At 74.0% G+C, this 18,358-nt stretch carries 15 protein-coding genes; 7 read left to right on the top strand and 8 right to left on the bottom strand.

Annotated features, from left to right (window positions below; all coding sequences use genetic code 11):
- Nucleotides 1-112: 112 nt before the first annotated feature.
- Nucleotides 113-745 carry an HAD-IB family phosphatase gene (locus tag D7M15_RS14600; protein ID WP_121520789.1) on the bottom strand — a complete coding sequence of 211 codons (633 nt, stop codon included), beginning with the start codon at nt 743-745 and terminating at the stop codon, nt 113-115.
- Nucleotides 746-939: 194 nt separating this feature from the next.
- Here D7M15_RS14600 and D7M15_RS14595 point away from each other — a divergent pair, with 194 nt between their 5' ends.
- Nucleotides 940-1,596, top strand: a complete 657-nt coding sequence (locus D7M15_RS14595; RefSeq protein WP_240649311.1) for a DUF2269 domain-containing protein — start codon at nt 940-942, stop codon at nt 1,594-1,596.
- Between the two features lie 6 nt (nt 1,597-1,602).
- Complete coding sequence (locus tag D7M15_RS14590; RefSeq protein WP_121517912.1) at nt 1,603-2,499, top strand: GNAT family N-acetyltransferase; 897 nt, start codon at nt 1,603-1,605, stop codon at nt 2,497-2,499.
- Between the two features lie 98 nt (nt 2,500-2,597).
- Here the strand turns inward: D7M15_RS14590 and D7M15_RS14585 are convergent, their stop codons facing one another.
- Nucleotides 2,598-4,046, bottom strand: a complete 1,449-nt coding sequence (locus tag D7M15_RS14585; protein WP_121517911.1) for an MFS transporter — start codon at nt 4,044-4,046, stop codon at nt 2,598-2,600.
- A gap of 286 nt (nt 4,047-4,332) precedes the next feature.
- Here D7M15_RS14585 and D7M15_RS14580 point away from each other — a divergent pair, with 286 nt between their 5' ends.
- The 4 genes from D7M15_RS14580 to D7M15_RS14565 all read left to right on the top strand — a co-directional run bounded on the left by D7M15_RS14580 (nt 4,333) and on the right by D7M15_RS14565 (nt 8,415).
- Nucleotides 4,333-4,782 (top strand): MarR family transcriptional regulator, encoded by a 450-nt coding sequence (locus D7M15_RS14580; protein ID WP_121517910.1) that lies wholly within the window; start codon nt 4,333-4,335, stop codon nt 4,780-4,782.
- Nucleotides 4,783-5,068: 286 nt separating this feature from the next.
- Nucleotides 5,069-5,491, top strand: a complete 423-nt coding sequence (locus tag D7M15_RS14575) for a GNAT family N-acetyltransferase (RefSeq protein WP_240649652.1) — start codon at nt 5,069-5,071, stop codon at nt 5,489-5,491.
- Nucleotides 5,492-5,727: 236 nt separating this feature from the next.
- Nucleotides 5,728-6,831, top strand: a complete 1,104-nt coding sequence (locus D7M15_RS14570) for a restriction endonuclease (protein WP_121517908.1) — start codon at nt 5,728-5,730, stop codon at nt 6,829-6,831.
- A 309-nt stretch (nt 6,832-7,140) separates the two neighbouring features.
- Nucleotides 7,141-8,415 (top strand): winged helix DNA-binding domain-containing protein, encoded by a 1,275-nt coding sequence (locus tag D7M15_RS14565; protein ID WP_240649310.1) that lies wholly within the window; start codon nt 7,141-7,143, stop codon nt 8,413-8,415.
- 84 nt (nt 8,416-8,499) lie between these two features.
- On the opposite strand, the gene D7M15_RS14560 is transcribed toward D7M15_RS14565, so the two are convergent.
- The 4 genes from D7M15_RS14560 to D7M15_RS14545 form a co-directional block, all read right to left on the bottom strand.
- Nucleotides 8,500-9,219, bottom strand: coding sequence for an LUD domain-containing protein (locus D7M15_RS14560; protein ID WP_346428806.1), 720 nt, complete (start codon nt 9,217-9,219; stop codon nt 8,500-8,502).
- A 128-nt stretch (nt 9,220-9,347) separates the two neighbouring features.
- Entirely contained in the window at nt 9,348-10,829 is a 1,482-nt protein-coding gene (locus D7M15_RS14555) for a lactate utilization protein B (protein ID WP_121520785.1), read from the bottom strand.
- A gap of 116 nt (nt 10,830-10,945) precedes the next feature.
- A complete protein-coding gene (locus tag D7M15_RS14550) occupies nt 10,946-11,746 on the bottom strand; it encodes a (Fe-S)-binding protein (RefSeq protein WP_121517906.1) in 801 nt (266 codons plus the stop codon).
- A gap of 132 nt (nt 11,747-11,878) precedes the next feature.
- Nucleotides 11,879-13,600, bottom strand: coding sequence for an L-lactate permease (locus D7M15_RS14545; protein WP_121517905.1), 1,722 nt, complete (start codon nt 13,598-13,600; stop codon nt 11,879-11,881).
- A gap of 257 nt (nt 13,601-13,857) precedes the next feature.
- Here D7M15_RS14545 and D7M15_RS14540 point away from each other — a divergent pair, with 257 nt between their 5' ends.
- Nucleotides 13,858-14,598 (top strand): FadR/GntR family transcriptional regulator, encoded by a 741-nt coding sequence (locus tag D7M15_RS14540; protein ID WP_121517904.1) that lies wholly within the window; start codon nt 13,858-13,860, stop codon nt 14,596-14,598.
- Nucleotides 14,599-14,692: 94 nt separating this feature from the next.
- Here the strand turns inward: D7M15_RS14540 and D7M15_RS14535 are convergent, their stop codons facing one another.
- Nucleotides 14,693-17,080 (bottom strand): GH92 family glycosyl hydrolase, encoded by a 2,388-nt coding sequence (locus D7M15_RS14535; RefSeq protein ID WP_121517903.1) that lies wholly within the window; start codon nt 17,078-17,080, stop codon nt 14,693-14,695.
- A gap of 134 nt (nt 17,081-17,214) precedes the next feature.
- On the bottom strand, nt 17,215-18,048 hold the full coding sequence (locus tag D7M15_RS14530; protein ID WP_121517902.1) for a PIG-L family deacetylase: 834 nt from the start codon (nt 18,046-18,048) through the stop codon (nt 17,215-17,217).
- Between the last annotated feature and the right edge of the window lie 310 nt (nt 18,049-18,358).

Raw genomic sequence — 18,358 nt, 5'->3', positions numbered from 1 at the left:
CGGTCACGGAGCCCAGCCCGGCGATGCGGAGTCGACCATACCGTTATGGCATCGATCCACAAGCCCTGTCCCAGGTATGCCGGGTTCCCCGAATTCGAGCCACCTCGGGGGATTAACGGCGGTACCGTACAAGGTCGTACACTTCCCGCAGATCGCTCCCCGCGTAGTCGAACGAGGCAAGGCCACGCAGATGGTCGTCCGCGTTGACGGCCACGGACAAGGGTACGGCGGCGAAGAGTTCGGCATCCGACAGCGAGTCCCCATAAGCCACACATGCATCCGGGGGCACCCCGAGTTTCGCACACAACCCATACGCAATCTTTACTTTCGCCGTCGGCGAGAGGATGCCCGCCGGGTCGACGGGAACGCGGAACGGGACCTCGGGGAAGCGCGATCCGTACACGGCGTCCGCACCCCACGCCAGCAACCGCCGCACGAAGAAGTCCGGCGAGAGGGACACCACCGCGCAGTGCTCGCCCCGCGCCCGTATCTCCGCCCACACCTCCGCGATCCCGTCCATCCACGGCGCTTCCCGGAACGCGGCGTCGACATGCTCCTCCGTCAGACCGGACCACAGCTTGTGAACGCCCTGTGCGAAGCGGACCGGGTCGATCTCCCGTGCGGCGAACGCCCGTTCCAGCTCGACGATCTCGGTCTCCAGTCCGAGTTGTCGCGAGATCTCCACAGCGGCGGCGGTGCCCCGCAGGAGGGTGCCGTCGAGGTCGAAGAGGTGCAGGCGGCTCATGCCCGCGAGCGTAGGCGCCCCCGTACGCACGGGGCGGGGCGTCCCGTGCGCGCGCTCCGTGCGCCAGGTCCGCGCTCCGCGTCGGGGGCTCGTGCTCGGGCGGGGTCGGACACTCGCCTACTCGCCGTCGAGTACCGACGGATACTCCTCCCGTCAGACGCCCCGGCGGGGCCCCGCCCGCGAACGTGGAGCGCATGACGAACCCACCTCGGGGACGGCGCCGCGACAACCGGCGCTCCGGGCTTCCCCGCCCCGCACGCAGAGCCGTACTGGTCGTCCATGTCATCGTCTCCGTCGGCTGGCTCGGGCTCACCCTGTGCCTCCTCACTCTCGCCGTCGCGGGCGCGGCCGGTGGCTCGGCGGCCACCGACGAGATGGCGTACCGCGCGATGAGGACCTTCGGGGACTGGCTGCTCCCGCCCGTGGCGCTGCTCACGCTCGTCAGCGGCGTCGTCCTCTCCCTCGGCACGCACTGGGGTCTGGCCCGGCACCGCTGGGTCTGGGTCAAGTTCCTGATGACCCTGGGTCTCGCGGCGGCCTCGCTGATCGTGCTGCGCACCGATCTCGACCACGCCGCCGCGCAGGTCGGCGCGGGCGAGCAGGTCGACGGCGCACAGCTCCTCTTCGGACCGTCCGTCTCGCTGGCCTCGTACGTCTTCATCACCGCGATCTCCGTGCTCAAGCCGTGGGGACTGACCCGGTACGGGCAGCGCCGGAAGGCGGCGGAACAGGCCGCCCGCGAGGCCGGTGGCGCGACCGGCGCCACGGCCGGCGCGAGGGCTGACGCCTCGGTGGCGCCCTCCGCCGGGGGAAAAGCGGTGGCCGCGGAGGCCACCGATCGGGCAGCCTGACCGGTCGTGACGGCAGACCCTCTCTCCTCTCCGCTCCTGGCCACGCTCCCTCCTCCCCGCAAGCTCACCCCGGACGACCTGACCGCGTGCCTCGCCCTCGGTGAGGACCGCGGTTGGTCGCGCGAGGAGCACAAGTGGCGACTGCTGCTGACCGCCGGACAGGGCTACGGCATCGACGCCCCGGACCGCCCCGGCGAGCTGATCGCCGCGTACGTCCTCACGACCTACGCCGACGCGTACGCCTGCGTCAGCATGGTCCTCGTCGCCCGACGCCACGCACGGCGCGGCATCGGTCGCCACCTGATGCGGCACGCGCTCGACTCCTCCGGCACCGCCGCGCTGTTCCTCCAGGCCACCGAGAACGGGCGGCCGCTCTACGAGCGGATGGGCTTCCGTCCGGTCGGCACGACCACCATGCTCACCGGCCCCTTCTCCCCGCCCCCGTACGAGGCGACGGGCGCGGCGGCCCGGACCTCCGTACGCCCTGCCTCCGCCACCGACCTGCGTGCCGTACTCGCTCTCGACGCCGAGGTCTTCGGCACCGACCGGACCGAACTCCTCACCCGCCTCCCGGCGTTCTCCGACCGTTTCGTGGTGGCGGAGGACCCGGCGGGTGCCCTCACCGGATTCGCCGCGCGCTGGCCGAACGGGCCGACCGACGTCTTCGGCCCCGTCGTCGCCGAGGACCTCGCCACGGCCCAGGCCCTGGTCACGGAGCTGGCGGTGGACGCCCGCGACCGGGTGCGCTTCGACGTCGACGCGCGCCACCCCGAGTGGGAACGCTGGCTCCGGGCAGGGGGCTTGAGCGGCGACTTCCGCTGCACGCTGATGGTGCACACGGCCGCCGACATCCCCGGCGACATCAGTCGCCGCTTCGCGCCCTACTCGGTCGCCCTCGGCTGAGCCCCTGCCCTGCCCGCCCGCTGGACATCTCCCGCCGGGGCCGCCGGGGGGGGCCGCCGGGGCGGGCAGGGGCGGCGACCGCCGGACGCGGTGGACCGTCACCGCCCACGGCCCGTGGGCGCGACCTCCCCGGCGGAGGGTATGCGCCCCGTCCCGGCGTCCGCGTCCGACGCGGCGCTCCCGACCGGCCCTGCGGCCGCCCCCTCTTCCGCACCGCCGCCCGCCTCGGGGCGTACGGCCGCTCGCACACCGGCCCGCACCCGCGAACGGCTTTCCCCCGCCGGGCTCCCTATCCGGGCCCCGGTCCGCGCTTCTCCCGCCGGGCCCTCCGCCGTCCGCCCGGAGGCGGGCACCGCCGGGGCGGACCGGCGCTCCAGGGCCGCCGCGAGGGCGGCCAATCCCAGCGCGGAGGTGGCGAGCAGAGCGCCCACGCCGTTCGGTGACGTCTGACCGAACCCGGCTCCCAGCACCAGCCCGCCGAGCCAGGCGGCCAGCGCGTTGCCGAGGTTGAAGGCGCCGATGTTGACCGCGGAGGCCAGCGTGGGCGCGTCCGCCGTCTGGTCGAGGACCCGCTTCTGGAGGGGCGGCACCGTGGCGAAGCCGAACGCGCCGATCAGCGGCAGCGTGATCGCGGCGGCCACCTTGTCGTGCGCGGTGAGCGTGAACAGCGCCAGGACGACCGCGAGCGAGGCCAGCGCCCCGTAGAGCAGGGGCATCAGCGCGCGGTCCGCGAGGCGGCCGCCCACCAGGTTCCCCGCGACCATGCCCAGTCCGAACAGCACGAGCAGCCAGGTCACCGATCCCTCCGCGTATCCCGCGGCGCCGGTCATCATCGGTGCGATGTACGTGATCGCGGCGAAGACGCCGCCGAAACCGAGCACGGTCATCGCCATGGCGAGCAGCACCTGGACGTTGCGGAAGGCGGCCAACTCGCCGCGTATCCCCGCACGTCCGGGCCCTGCCGTACGGTCGGTGCGCCGCTTCTCCGGCCCGTCGCCGCCCACGTCGTGCGGCACCAGGGCGGCCACCCCGGCCAGTCCGAGCACGCCCAGCCCGGTCACGGCGGCGAACGTGGCCCGCCAGCCGTACTCCTGTCCCAGCAGCGTGCCGAGGGGCACCCCCAGCACGTTGGCCGTGGTGAGCCCCGTGAACATCATCGCGATCGCCCCCGCCTTCTTCTCCGGCGCGACCAGCCCGGCGGCGACGATCGAACCGATGCCGAAGAACGCGCCGTGCGCGAGCGAGGCGATCACCCGACCCGTGAGCAGCACGCCGAAGGCGGGAGCGGCGGCGGACACCGCGTTCCCCACGATGAACAGGCCCATGAGCAGCATCAGCATGCGTTTGCGGCCGGTCCGCGCGCCCAGGACCGCGAGCATCGGGGCGCCCACGACGACACCCAGGGCGTAGCCCGTGGCCAGATGGCCCGCGGTGGGGATCGAGACGCCGAAATCCGCTGCCACGTCCGGCAGCAGACCCATGATCACGAACTCGGTGGTGCCGATCCCGAACGCGCCGACGGCCAGCGCGAGGAGTGCGAGCGGCATGGAAGACCCTCCGGTCGATCGCTCCGAACACCGACGCCCGCTCCAACCGCTTGCGCCAGCACCTTACGAGCGTCCACAATAATTGCACACGCACTTATATGCAAGCGCCGACTATTGCGCGCGTGGCCTATCCTGGAGGAGAACGGCACGATGGCGACGAGCACGAGCACGAGCACGACAGCGACAGCGACAGCGGAGACGGACACGACGGCCACGGAAGCGCCCCCGGTACGGGGCCGCGACCGAGGCGTACGGCCCGAGGGCGGGCCGGAGGAGGGCGCGACGCATGAGCAGACCGGACCCCGTACCCGCGCAGGGCTGGTGCGCGCTCTCGACGCTGCACAGCCGCATCGAGACGTACCTGGAGCGCGCGCTCCAGGGCGAACACGAGCTGAGCGTCCGCGAGTTCTCCGTCATCGACGTGCTCAGCACCCAGCACGACGGCGTAGGCGGCCACTTCCGCATGAACCAGCTGGCGGACGCCGTGGTCCTCAGCCAGAGCGCCACCACCCGGCTCGTCAGCCGCCTGGAGGACCGCGGGCTCCTCGCGCGCTACCTGTGCCCCGACGACCGCCGCGGCATCTACACGAACGTCACCCCGGACGGTCTCGCCCTGCTGGAGCGGGCCCGCCCCACGAACGAGGCGGCTCTCCGCGAAGCGCTCGACGCGGCGGCGCAGCGGCCGGAGTTGGCGCCGCTCGTGGCCGCCGTACGGGCGCTCGAACCGACGTCGTAGGGCGGCGGCGCGGAGTACGCGGTGCCGCACGAGAGCCCGCGGCGCGGAGGCGCACCGGTACACCCGCGGCCCGCCGCCCGTACCGCCGCCGCCGTACCGCCACGACGGCGCACGCCGGGCCTGTCCGGCCCCGGCGTAGCCTGCGCGCATGAGCACCTCACCAGCGCGGGGCGCGGCCTCCGCACCACCTGACCGCACGCGTGCCCGCACACCGGCGGCACCGGGCCCGGCCCGGGACCTCGTGCTGCGGCGCGCCACCGCCGCCGACATCCCGGACATCGTCGCCATGCTCGCGGACGACGCTCTCGGCGCGCGGCGTGAGACCCCCGACGAACTGGGCCCGTACGAGCGCGCGTTCACCCGTATCGACGGCGACCCGCACCAGCACCTCATGGTCGCCGAGCTGCCCGCCGACCCCGACGGGGACGACGCCGCCGTCCGCACCGTCGGCACGCTGCACCTGACGATCATCCCCGGCCTCTCCCGGCAGGGCGCGACGCGCTCGCTCATCGAGGCGGTACGCGTCCACGCCGACGCCCGCGGTACGGGCCTGGGCACGCGACTCGTCGAGTGGGCCGTCGAGGAGTCGCGCCGCCAGGGCTGTTCGCTGGTCCAGCTCACCTCCGACGTGACGCGCGTCGACGCCCACCGCTTCTACGAGCGGCTCGGCTTCGAGGCCTCACACCTCGGGTTCAAGATGGCGCTGTAAAGCTCCTGGGCCCCTCCGGGACCTCGCCTGCGGGACCTCGCTGGGCGACCTGCGACCTGCACGGGGAGCTTCCCGGACGCCTTCCGGGGACCGCGCTCCACGGCGGGCGACTGTCGGAAGAATGCTCGTACGTCGCTCGTGTCTTCATACCGCCCACTTCGTTGGCCCCGGCGAGGGGCGGGGTCGTGGGGGCACCGTCCGGCTCCGGGCGGGGAGCCCGGGAGGGAGTGGGTCGCATGGTGCACGAAGGCGTGCTGCTGGAGTCGCCGACGATGCGGGCGAGCATCGCGGACCGTACGGAAGCGCTCGACAAGGTGAAGGCGCTGTCGCTGCTGTCGGACGGTACGCACGTGACGACGTCGATGGTCGCCCACTACTTCGAGGTGGGCCTCAAGACGATCAAGTCCCTGATCCACGACCACCGGGCCGAGCTGGAGGGCAACGGCTACCGAGTTCTGACAGGTACAGAACTAGGCTCCTTCAAGGAGCTTAGTTCTGTGGACAAGCACGCAGGCCGCCACCTCGCGCTGTTCACCCGGCGCACCGTGCTGAACGTCGCGATGCTGCTGCGGGACAGCGTCGTCGCAGCTCAGGTCCGTCACTACCTGCTCGACGCCGAGGCCCGCCACCGTTTTCCACAGGGCTCCCGGCCTGTGGAAAACTCGGTTGTCCACAACCTCGTCGAGTGGCTCGACGAGCGCATCGAACGGTCGGTGGCGGAGCAGCTCGCGCAGTACGACACGCGGATGGCCCGCGTCGCGGAGGACTCGGTGCGCGCCGTCCTCGCGCAGACCGTCGTCCCGCTCCTCAACCACGCGGTCCGGGCCGACGGCGAGCAGCGGCGGGAGATGTCGGAGATCCGCCGCGAACTGGCCCGGATCGACCGGGCGCTCCGGGCTCGGATGCCCGCGAACGGTATGACGGCCGTGGACGCGATGACACCGCGCGAGTTCGAGGACCACGTCGCCGGGCTCTGCCGCCGCGACGGTTGCGTCGGCGTCACCGGCTGCGACGCCCGCGACCCCGGTGACGGCGACGGTCACGGTCCCCGCCTCGGCGGTGCGGGCTCGACCGATCTGCTGGGGCGGGCGGCGGACGGCCGCACCCTCGTGGTGCGGTGCGGGCACATCGCGCCGTACCGGAAGGTGGAGAGCGAGGACGTGCGCCGGTTCGTCGGCATGGCGAAGGACGAGTACGAGGCCGACGTCGCGCTGTTCGTCACGGCGGCCACCTTCACGTCCGCCGCCTTGGACCTGGCCGTACGGCACGGGGTCACGGCCGTGCACCGGCGGCTGCTGGAAGCCTGGAGCGGCGGGGCCACGCTGCACGTCCTGCGCTGAACCGGGCGGGGAGCGACGGCGGGCGGCGCGTGGCGGGGAGGGGGTTGGTCCCGAAGCCGCGATACGTGGTCGCGGCTTCGGGCGCAGGCAGTCTACCCAGCGAGAAGCGCGGTTAACGGCTTTCGTGCGCCGACTAACCTCCTTCAAGGAGGTTAGTCGGCGGCGGGTGACGGAGTTATCCACAGGCCGGAGGGGAGAAGGGCCGCGGTGGGGGCGGGAGTTGAGGACGGGAGCTGACCCCGTTCGCTCCTACGGTCTGGCCGCGCGCCGGCCGCGCGTCAGCCCCGACACACCCGAGGAGCCCCGCCCGTGAGCGTCCAGCCCGCCCCTTCCGCCACACCCGTCGCGCACGTCCCGTGGCCCGCCGCCGTCGCCCGGCGCCTGGAACGGCACTCCCTCACCCAGGCCGCAGAGCCCCCAGCGGCTCCCACGGTCCCGGCAACCGCTGACGCCCCAGCAACCCCCACAACCCCAGATACCCCCACCACCCCCTCCGCCGCCCTCGCCCGCGTCGCGTCCGCCCTGTGCGGCGCCCATGCCCAGGTGCTGTCCGCCGCCGAGGTCTCGCTCGCCCTGCGCCTGCCCGGCACCACCCGTACGGACGTCCGGCGGGCGCTGTGGGCCGACCGCACGCTGGTGAAGACGTACGGCCCGCGCGGCACCGTCCATCTCCTCCCCACCCGCGAACTGCCGCTGTGGACCGGCGCGCTCACCGCGCAGCGGGCCGCGACCGCCCGTGGCGGCGGCGCGGGGACCGACCACCTCGACCGGGCGCGGACCGACGAGGTGGTGGCGGCCGTGGGTGACGCCCTCGCGGACGCCGAGATGACGGTGGACGAGCTGACCGACGCCGTCGTCGAACGGGTCGGGGCGTGGGCCGGGGAACGGGTGATGGAGGCGTTCCAGGACAAGTGGCCGCGGTGGCGCAGCGCCACCGCGATCGCCGCACAGCGCGGCGCGCTCTGCTTCGGCCCCGTCCGCGGCCGCCGCGTCACCTACACCAGTCCGCAGCGCTGGCTGCCCGGCTTCACCCCGGCGGACGGCGACACGGCGCTCGCCGCGCTCGTACGCCGCTGGCTGTACGCGTACGGGCCCGCCTCCCCGCCGCACTTCGCGCGCTGGGCGGCGGCGCCGCGGGGCTGGGCGGACCGGCTGTTCCGTACGCTCGCCGCGCGCGGCGAGATCGAGCCCGTCGACCTGGCGGGCGAACCGGCCTGGGTCGTCGCCGGGGACACCGCGCTGCCCGCCGAGCCGCCGCGGGGGCTGCGGCTGCTGCCGTACTTCGACGCGTACGCCGTGGGCTGCCACCCGCGCGACCGGGTCTTCCCGGGGCGCGCGTACGAGCGGGCGCTCGCCGGGGGCCAGGCGGGAAACTTCCCGGTGCTGCTGATCGACGGCGCGGTCGCGGGGGTGTGGCACCAGCGGCGTTCCGGGCGGACGGTGCGGCTGGCCGTCGAACCGCTGGCGCCCCTGTCGGCGGCGCAGCGCGGCGAACTCGACGAGGAAGCCCGCCGGTTGGGCGACGTGCTGGAGGGGACCGTACGGCTGACGGTGGGTCCGGTGCGGGTCGGCGCGCACGCCTGACGCGTACGGGGAGGGCGTACGGCAGCGGGCGTACGCGCGCGGGGTGCGGCGGCGCGCGGGCGTACGGCGTACGGGTGCGCGCCGTCACGTCACCACCAGCACCTCCAGGGTGCGGGGCCCGTGGACGCCCTCGATCCGGTCGAGTTCGATGTCGCTCGTCGCGGACGGGCCGGACACGAACGTCAGCGGCCGCGCCGGGTCCAGCAGGGTCAGCGCCTCGGGGACGGACGCGACGACGCGCGCGGCCGGTACGAGGCACAGGTGGTAGTCGGGTACGAGCGTGAGCGCGCGGCGGCCCTGGCCCGCGCCGCCGTCGAGCACGAAGGTGCCGGTCACGGCGATGGCGGCGGCGACGGTGGTGACGACGCCGTCCACGCGGTCGAGCGCGGCGAGGGACAGCGGCGGGTCGTCGCGGAGCACCGTCGGCCCGGACCCGGGCGGCTCGTCGGCCGGGCGGCGGCCGTCCAGCCACTCGGTGGGGAAGCCGTGCGGGACGACCACGCGTTCCGCGCCGCGCGCCGCCAGCGCGGCGCTGACGGCGGAGGCGACGTCGGCGGCGGGCACGACGCGTACGGCGGCGCGGTAGTCGGCCACGCGGTCCGCGAACAGCCGTACCACCTCGGGCGATCCGGCCGCCGGGCCGCTGCCCGCCCGCGCGTAGGCGCGGGGGACGGGGACGTCCTCGGGCCGCTCGGCGGCCGGTACGTCCGCGAGTGCGCGGCGTACGCGGCGCAGGATCTCGGCGCGCGCCCCGCCGTCGTCCACGCCCCCGGGCCTGCCCGCCACACCCGACGTGCCTGCCACATCCGACGCACCCGTCACAGTCGACCTCCCAGACGTCACCGCACCCGCCGGGCCTGAACGGCCCGCGCTCCCCGACCCGTTCGCCACCTCAGGCACTTCAGGCACCCCCGGCTCCCGCTCCCCGCCGCTCACCCGCGCGTCCTCGCCCACCACGCGCGGAAGCTCTCCGGCGCCGGAACCGGCGCGTCCCGAGCGTCGCTCCACGCGCCCAGCGGCCCCGGCAACCGGCCCACCCGCCCGTCGCGGCCCAGCAGCCGCCCGGCGAACGAGCCGGTGCGCTGGGCCGCGGCCAGCCGCGCGGGGTCGGACAGCACCCAGCGGGCGGCGGCCATCGCCACCCGTTCTGGTCTCGGCAGCCGACGCCGCCCGCCCCGCCCCGGCCACCGGCCCGCGCCCGAAACCCCGGCACCGGCGGACCCCGCGCCGCGCGCCTCCTCCACCACCCGCGTCCGCAGATGCACCAGCACCTCCGGGATGTCGATCTTCACCGGGCACACCTCGTAACACGCCCCGCACAGCGTCGAGGCGAACGGCAGCGAACGGTCCACCGCCGAGCCCGTACCCCGCAGTTGGGGGCTGAGGATCGCGCCGATCGGCCCCGGGTAGACGGAGCCGTACGCGTGGCCGCCGACGCGTTCGTACACCGGGCAGACGTTGAGGCAGGCGGAGCAGCGGATGCAGTGCAGCGCCTGGCGCCCGACGGTGTCGGCGAGGGTGTCGGTGCGCCCGGCGTCGAGCAGCACCAGGTGGAAGGCGCGCGGGCCGTCGCCGTCGGTGGTGCCGGTCCAGGTGGAGGTGTACGGGTTCATGCGCTCGCCGGTGGACGAGCGCGGCAGCAGCTGGAGGTAGACCTCCAGGTCCTGCCAGCGGGGTACGACCTTCTCGACGCCGACGACGGAGATCAGCGTCTCGGGCAGGCTCAGGCACATCCGCCCGTTGCCCTCGGACTCGACGACGACGGCCGTACCGGTCTCCGCCACCAGGAAGTTCGCCCCCGAGATCCCCACCTTCGGCCGCAGGAACTTCTCCCGCAGATGCAGCCGCGCCGCCTCCGCCAGCCGCCGCGGGTCGTCGGTCAGGTCGTCGGGCGCGGGGGTGCCGTACGCGCCCATCTCGCGGGCGAAGATGTCGCGGATCTCGGCGCGGTTGCGGTGGATGGCCGGGACGAGGATGTGCGACGGCCGGTCGTCGCCGAGCTGCACGATCAGTTCCGCGAGGTCCGTCTCGTACGCGGCGATCCCGGCGGCGGCGAGGGTCTCGTTGAGGCCGATCTCCTGCGTGGCCATGGACTTGACCTTGACCACCTCGCGGGCGCCGGTCTCCCGTACGAGCCGGGTGACCGTACGGCCCGCCTCCGCCGCGTCGCGCGCCCAGTGGACCTGGCCGCCCGCCGCCGTGACGCGCTGCTCCAGGAGCAGGAGGTGGTGGTCGAGGTGCCGGAGGGTGCGGTCCTTGAGGGCGCGGCCCGCCGCGCGCAGCTCCTCCCAGTCGTCGACCTCGCCCACCACGGCGGCCCGTTTGGCGCGGATGGTGCCGGTGGCGTGGGCGAGGTTGCGGCGCAGCTGGCCGTCCGCGAGGGCGGCGCGGGCGGCCTCGGGGAAGGCGGGCATGCCGAGGTCGGTCGGGCCGCCCGCGCCGCTTCCCGTACGCGCGCCCCCGTTCGCACCCGCGCCCCCGCCCGTACGCCCCGGCCCGCCCGTACGCCCCGTGCCGCCGCCGTCGCCGCTCACGCGCGCCCCGCCTTCCCGCGCGCGGACACGCGTCGGCCGGACCGCGGGGGCGGTGCCGGTGCCGGTGGGGACTCCTCGGTGGCGGCGAGGATCTCGGCCAGGTGGAGCGTACGGACGCCCGTAAGCAGCCGGGACAGCATGCCGCCGAGGTGCGTCAGGCAGGAGTTGTCGCCCGCGCACAGCACTTCGGCGCCGGTGTCGCGCACGTGCCGTACCTTGTCGGCGCACATCGCCAGCGACGTGTCGGCGTTCTTCAGCGCGAACGTGCCGCCGAAACCGCAGCACTGCTCGGCGGCGGGCAGCTCCACCAGGTCGATGCCGCGCACCGCGCGCAGCAGCCGGAGCGGCTTGTCACCGACGTGCAGCATGCGCAGCGAGTGGCAGGTGGGGTGGTACGTGACGCGGTGCGGGAAGAACGCGCCGACGTCCTCGACGCCGAGGACGTCGACGAGGAACTCGGACAGTTCGTACACCGGCGTCCGCTCCCGTACGGCCGCCGCCAGCCGCGGGCCCCCGGCCGCCTCCGCGATCCGGGCGTGGTGGTCGCGCACCAGCGCGGCGCACGAGCCGGACGGGCTGACGACGGCGTCGTAGCCCGCGAAGACGTCGGTGAAGCGGCGTACCAGCGGCAGGCAGTCGCCCCCGTAGCCGGTGTTGACGTGCATCTGCCCGCAGCAGGTCTGGTCGGGCGGGAAGTCGACCCGGCAGCCGAGCCGTTCGAGGAGGGTCACGACGGCCCGGCCCGTGGCGGGGAAGAGCGTGTCGTTGAAGCAGGTGACGAACAGCGCGACGCGCATGGGCCCTCCGTACGGGCGGCGGTGGGTGGTGGTGAGGCGGGGACGGGATGCGGGGGCGGGAGTCGTACGGCTGACGGGGGTCGGGGACGTCACGGCGGTAGGGCGGTAGGGCGGTCGTCGTCGGTACGGGCCTCACGGCAGCATCCCGGCCAGGGCGCCGGACTGGAGGTACACGAGCACGCACATGCACAGCAGCAGGAGCAGGCTCCACCTGATGGCACCACGGAACAGCTCCGCCTCCCGCCCCACCATGCCGACGGCCGTGGCGGCGATGGTGAGGTTCTGCGGGCTGATCATCTTGCCCACGACGCCGCCGGAGGTGTTGGCGGCCACGAGCAGCGTCGGGTCGAGGCCCGCCTTCTCGGCGGCGGCCTGCTGGAGCGTGGCGAACAGGGCGTTGGCGGAGGTGTCGGAGCCGGTGACGGCGGTGCCCAGCCAGCCCAGCACGGGCGACAGGAACGCGAACGCCGCGCCCGTACCGGCGATCCACCGGCCGATGGTGAGCGTCTGCCCGGACAGGTTCATGACGTACGCGAGCGCGAGGACGGCGGCGACCGTCAGCAGCGGCAGCCGCAGCCTGGCGAGGGTGGCGGCGAACTCCCGTACGGCCGTGGCCGGGGGCACCCGGTACGCGGCGGCGACCGCCACCCCGCACAGGAGCAGCAGCGTGCCCGGGGAGGAGAGCCAGGGGAGGACGTAGACGGTGGCGGTGGAGACGTCGCCGGTACTGGTGAGGACATGGCCGTCGAGGCCGGGCCAGGCGATGTCGAGGTCGCTGTCGGCGAGGAACTCCTTGGCGGGGTCCCACAGTTTGGCGACGGAGAAGACGGCGATGACGACGAGGTAGGGGAGGAAGGCCATCGGGATGCGCGTACGGTCCCCGGCGCGCGTCCCCGTCCGTACGCCGGTGCCCTCCGCGTCGGAGCTGGCGCCCTCGCCCGCTTCCGGGGCCTGCGAAGGACCCGGGCCCTCGGCGGCCGTACGGCCGCCGCCCTCCCGCCGCGCCGTCTCCGCCAGCCGGGCCCGCGCCTCCTCCGTACCCGGCGGCTGCCACACGCGCAGGAAGGCGACCAGCGCGCCGAGCGCCGCCAGCGACGCGATGATGTCGGTCAGCTCCACCGAGACGTGGTTCGAGCTGAGGAACTGCGCGCAGCCGAAGACGACGCCACACACCAGCGCCGCGGGCCACGCCTCGCGCACCCCGCGCGCGCCGTCGACGAGCACGACGAGCAGCAGCGGTACGAAGAGGGCGAGCAGCGGGGTCTGGCGGCCGACGTACGCGCCGATGTCCTCGTACGGGATGCCCGTCAGGCTGCCCGCCGTGATGATCGGGGTGGCGATGGCGCCGAAGGCGACGGGTGCGGTGTTCGCGACGAGCACGGTGATCGCGGCGCGTACGGGGGCGAAGCCCAGCGCCATCAGCATCACGCCGGTGATCGCCACGGGGGCGCCGAACCCGGCCAGCGCCTCCAGCAGGCCGCCGAAGCAGAACGCGATGATCACCGCCTGCACCCGGGGGTCGGCGCTGATCAGGGCGAACGCCCGGCGCAGGTCCTCGAACCGGCCGCTGGTGACGGTCAGTTGGTAGACCCAGATCGCGGCCACCACGATCCACATGATGGGGAACAGCCCGAACGCCGCCCCCTCCGTGGCCGACAGCAGGGCGAGGTCCACCGGCATGCCGTACCCGGCGACGGCGACCGCCAGCGCCACGGCCAGCGCGAGCAGCCCGGCCAGGTGCGCCTTCACGCGCAGGCCGCCCAGCAGCACGAACAGCGTGGCCAGCGGCAGCGCGGCGAGGAGGGAGGACAGCCCGAGGCTGTCACCGACGGGGGTGAGATCGGGCTCGTACATGGCCACCCTCACATGACGTCTTTGGTCAGACCATGCCTTGGTCGCAGGCACACGCTAGACACGGCCCGCGGGCCTGTCCAGGGCGCCGGACGGAAGAGGGCGGAAGAGGACCGAAGAGGGTGGAAGAAGTGCTTGGTCGGACCATTGCGTGGACACTGCAAGCTACGATCGGAGGCTCGGGGGCACGTCGTAGCCGGTCGTCGTGGCCGGTCAGCGGCACGGCGGAGGCGGGCGAAGGGCGAGAGGGCGAGCGCAGCATGGCGGAGTCGACCACCACGGCGGCCTGGGAACCTGTCCCGCGCACCCGCACCTTCGAACTCGTCCTCGCCCGCGTCGAGGAGCAGATCCTCGCCGGGAACCTCCGCGTCGGCGACCGCCTCCCGCCCGAACGCGAGCTGGTCGAACTGCTCGGCGTCAGCCGCGCCGCCGTACGGGAGGCGCTGCGCGTACTGGAGGCGCAGGGGGTGCTGCGTTCCCGCGTGGGCACCGGCCCGGCCTCGGGCAGCGTGATCTCCGCGATGCCCAGCGAGGGGCTGACGCAGTTCCTGCGGCTGCACATGGCGCTGGCCAACTTCCCGCTCCCCGACGTCGTCGAGGCCCGCGCCACCCTGGAGCGCTCCAGCGCGCGGCTGGCCGCCGAACGCGCCACGGACGACGACCTCGCCCGGATCGAGGAGCCGCTGCTGCGCATGGACGACACCGCGCTGACGCGCGAGGAGTTCAACGACTGCGACACCGCGTTCCACGTCGCCGTCGCCGAGGCCGGGGGCAACCGGCTGATGGCGGACATGACCGTCGCCGTGCGGAGCGCCGTACGCACCGCGCTGCTGTCCGCGTTCCACCGGCTCGACGACTGGGACGGGGTCACGGCGGGCCTGCGCGCCGAGCACCACGCGGTCTACGACGCGATCGCCCTGCGGGACACGGAGCGCGCGGGCGACCTCATCGAGGCGCACATCCGCGGCTTCCACCACCGGATCGGCCACACGCCGGGCTGACGGCCGTACGCGGGCTGCCCCACGTACGGCGCCCCGACCGCGCCCCGCCTTCGGCCCGACCGCGCCCGGCGCGGCCCGTACGACCGCCCCCCGCTCAGCTCCCGCCCAGCGGCGTCGACGGCGGCGCGGCGTCCTCGCCCGTGCCCCAGTCCGACGGCTCGGCGCCGGTCTCCAGCGCCAGGTCGCCGCGGCGGATGTCGTCCGTGGTGATCCAGGTGCGCGGCAGGTCCTCGCCGCCGAGCGACGCCGACCGGATGTACCGCTTGCCGTCACCCGCGCCGTCGGCGGTGACCGTGAAGCCGCCCCGCGGGTACCACTCGGGGTCGAGCGTCAGCGTCACCTTGTCGAAGGCGGGCGCCGACAGCCCCCACGTGTCCGTACCGGGGAACACCGGGAAGACGCCCATGGCCGTGAGCACCATCCACGACGACATGGTGCCGAGGTCGTCGTTGCCGGTCACGCCGTCGGGCCCGTCGGTGAAGAGGGTGAGCGCGGCGTGCACGACGTCCGTGGTCTTCCACGGCTCGCCCGTCGACAGGTACGTGTACGGGGCGATGAGGTCCGGCTCGTTCTGCGGGTTGTACTTGTCGGCGTTGTCGTAGTCGTACGGCCCGTTGACCCACACCTCGCGCGCCGTCCCCTCCGGGTCGGCCAGCAACTGGTCGTACGCGAAGAAGGAGTCCAGCCGGTCGCCCGCCGCCTCCCGGCCGCCGATGAGGGAGATCACGCCGGGCTGGTCCTGCGGGGTCAGCCACATGTACTGCCAGGCCGTGCCCTCGTGGAAGCCCTCGCTCCGCGCCGGGTCCTCGGGCCCGGTGAAGGCGCCGGCGCCGTCGCGCGGCCGGAAGAAGCCGGTGCTCGCGTCGAACACGGAACGGTAGTTGCGGGACCGTTCCGCGTACCGCGCCGCGTCCTCCGTGTGCCCCAGGTCCCGCGCCATCTCGGCGAGGGCGGCGTCGGAGAGCGCGTACTCCAGGGTGGCCGAGGCGCCGTGGTGGAAGTCGGAGTCGCCGGGCTTGTCCTTCTCGCGGTCCGGCAGGAACGGCACGTAGCCGTCCTTCAGGTACTCGGCGTTGCCCATCCGCCCCACGTACGGGGAGTCGGCGGGCGGCACTCCGTCGGCGTTCTTCCGGAGGACCGCGTACGCCTCCTCCTCGTGGCCCTTCAGCAGCCCCTGCCGGTACGCGTTGGTGAGGAAGGGGGTGACGGGGTCGCCGGTCATGATGTTCGTCTCGACCGTGCCGTAGCCCCACTTGGGCAGCCAGCCGCCCTCCGCGTCCACGCGGAGCAGCGACAGCGCCATGTCGCGGGACTCGCCCGGCGCGAGGAGCGCGAGGAGCTGCGCCTGCGTGCGGTACGTGTCCCACAGCGACCAGTTCTGGTGGTACGTGAAGCCGTCCGACGTGTGCGTCCTCTGGTCCCAGCCGGTGTAGCGGCCGTCCACGTCCTCACCGACGTTCGGGTGCAGCAGCGCGCGGTAGAGCGACGAGTAGAAGACCCGCCGCCGCTCCTCGCTCCCGCCCTCGGCCCGTACCTGCCCGAGGCGCTTCTCCCACGCGGCGCGTGCCGCGTCCCGCGTCGCGTCGAACGAACGGGTGCCCTCCGCCGCGAGGTTGCGCGCGGCCCCGGCCCCGTCCACGTACGACAGCGACGTGACCACCTCCACGTCGCGGTCGCCGTCCCGGGTGTCGAAACGGGCGTACGCGCCGCGCCGCCCCTCACCGCCGGACGCGCTGCCGCCGCCGTCGGTCACCTCGTCGCCGTCCCACGTGCCGTGGCCGTCGAAGGGGCGGTCGAAGCGGGTGAGGGTGTGGACCGTGTACTCCTTCTCCGTGTCCTGGCAGAAGCCGCGGCCGGTGACGGAGGCGGCGATCGTACGGTCGTCGACGACCCGCACCTCGGACCGCGTCACCTTGTGCAGGGCCTGGCCGGAGTTGAGGAGGACGTTGGCCTTGTCGGTCTCCGGGAAGGTGTAGCGCTGGTGGCCGGTGCGCGTGGTGGCGGTCAGCTCGGCGGTGGTGCCGCCGTAGTCGCCGAACGTGACCTCGTACGAGCCGGGGGACGCGCTCTCGTCGTCGTGGCTGAAGGTCGCCGCGTACCGCGCGTTGTCGGTGCTGGTGATGTCGCCGGTGGTCGGCATCACGGGCAGGTCGCCGCCGAGCGCGCAGCCGACGCCGGAGAGGTGGGTGGTGGAGAAGCCGCGGATCGAGGTCTGGTCCCAGTTGTAGCCGGTGCTGTGGCCGGTGTCGGGGGAGAGCTGCACCATGCCGAAGGGGACGGCGGCGCCGGGGAAGGTGTTGCCCTCGTTGCGGGTGCCGATGAACGGGTTGACCAGGTCGGTGAGTTGCCCGTCGGCGGCGTCCGTGGGGGCGTCGGTGGCGGGCGCGGCGCTCGCCGTCGGGGGCGCGCCGCCGAGCAGGCCCGCGAGGAGCGCGGCGGCGGCGAGGGCGGCCAGCCGCGTACGGGTGGGGTGGGGGCTCATGCGCGGGCTCCGTTCGGTGCGACCTCGGGGCTTGACAACGTTGTCCAGTGCGCGTGCGCGCCCACGTCCGGAAACGGGGCGGTGGCCAGCACTATGGCAGAAGCCCCCGCCCCGCAGAAGACGTCGCGCGCGGGTCAGCGGAGTCCGGCGAAGAGGTCGTCCTCGGGCAGCGTCGCGCCGGTGGCGTCCTGGACGCGTACGAAGGTCTCCGTCCCCATCAGCTCCGCGAACACCTCGTCGCCCATCTTGAGGAAGAAGATGTTCTCGCCCTGACTCGCGTGCGCGGCCAACGCGTCGAACTTCTGCCGACTGAACGCGGTGGTGTCCACCCACGTGGTGACCTCGGCGTCGGGGAGGCCGATCTCGGCCATCGCCGCGACCTCGGCGGGGTCCGGCTCCGGCCCGCCCGCCTGGGCCTCGCGCATCAGCTCGCCGAAGCGCCGCATCATCGAGTGGGGCATCGTCGTCCAGTAGACCTTCGGCGTCAGCCCGCTCAGCTCCACCGCCGCCATCGTGATGCGGTGGGCCTGGATGTGGTCGGGGTGACCGTAGAAGCCGTTCTCGTCGTAGGTGACGACGACGTCGGGACGGTGGTGCCGCATCAGCTCCGCGAGGCGGGCCGCGCCCTCCGCCACGGGGGTCCGCCAGAACGACCCTGGGGCCTCGTTGCTCTCCCAGCCGAGCATCCCGGAGTCGGCGTAGTCCAGCGTCTCCAGCGCGCCGATCCCCAGGACGTCGCAGCTCGCCCGGAGTTCCTGGGCGCGCATCGCGGCGACCGCGGCCGGATCGTGCCCGGGGTCGCCCGGCTTGACGCCCCCCGGCCCGTCGCCGCAGCCGCCGTCGGTACAGGTCACGAGGACCGTACGGATGCCCTCCGCCGCGTACCGCGCGAGGACCCCGCCGGTTCCGGTCGCCTCGTCGTCGGGGTGGGCGTGTACGGCCATGAGGGTCAAGGGCCGGTCAGTCATCAAGCAGTCCTCCTGGAGAAGCGGGTCGGCGCCACGTCGGCTCCGACCTCGGTCCGGCACCGCCGCGCGCACGACCCGACGGGCAGGCGCGGCTGGGGTGTCCCTCAGCGATCCGGGTCCGATCATCTCAGCCGACGCGCCGGGCCCTCCGGCCGTCCGTCCCGCCCTCAGGGTCGGACGTACGCGGGCTCAGACGTACCAGCGTTGTACGTAGCCCTCCCGCAGGGGCCCGCCCAGGAGGTGGAGCACCTGCTCGGCCCTCGCCTAGGCGGTGTCCGGGCGATCTTTGAGGGGTGGCTCGCGGCGTCGG

Origin of the sequence: Streptomyces sp. Z26, from assembly GCF_003665095.1 — a bacterium.
GTDB lineage: Bacteria > Actinomycetota > Actinomycetes > Streptomycetales > Streptomycetaceae > Streptomyces > Streptomyces phytohabitans.
This window is presented reverse-complemented; position numbering and strand designations above follow the sequence as displayed.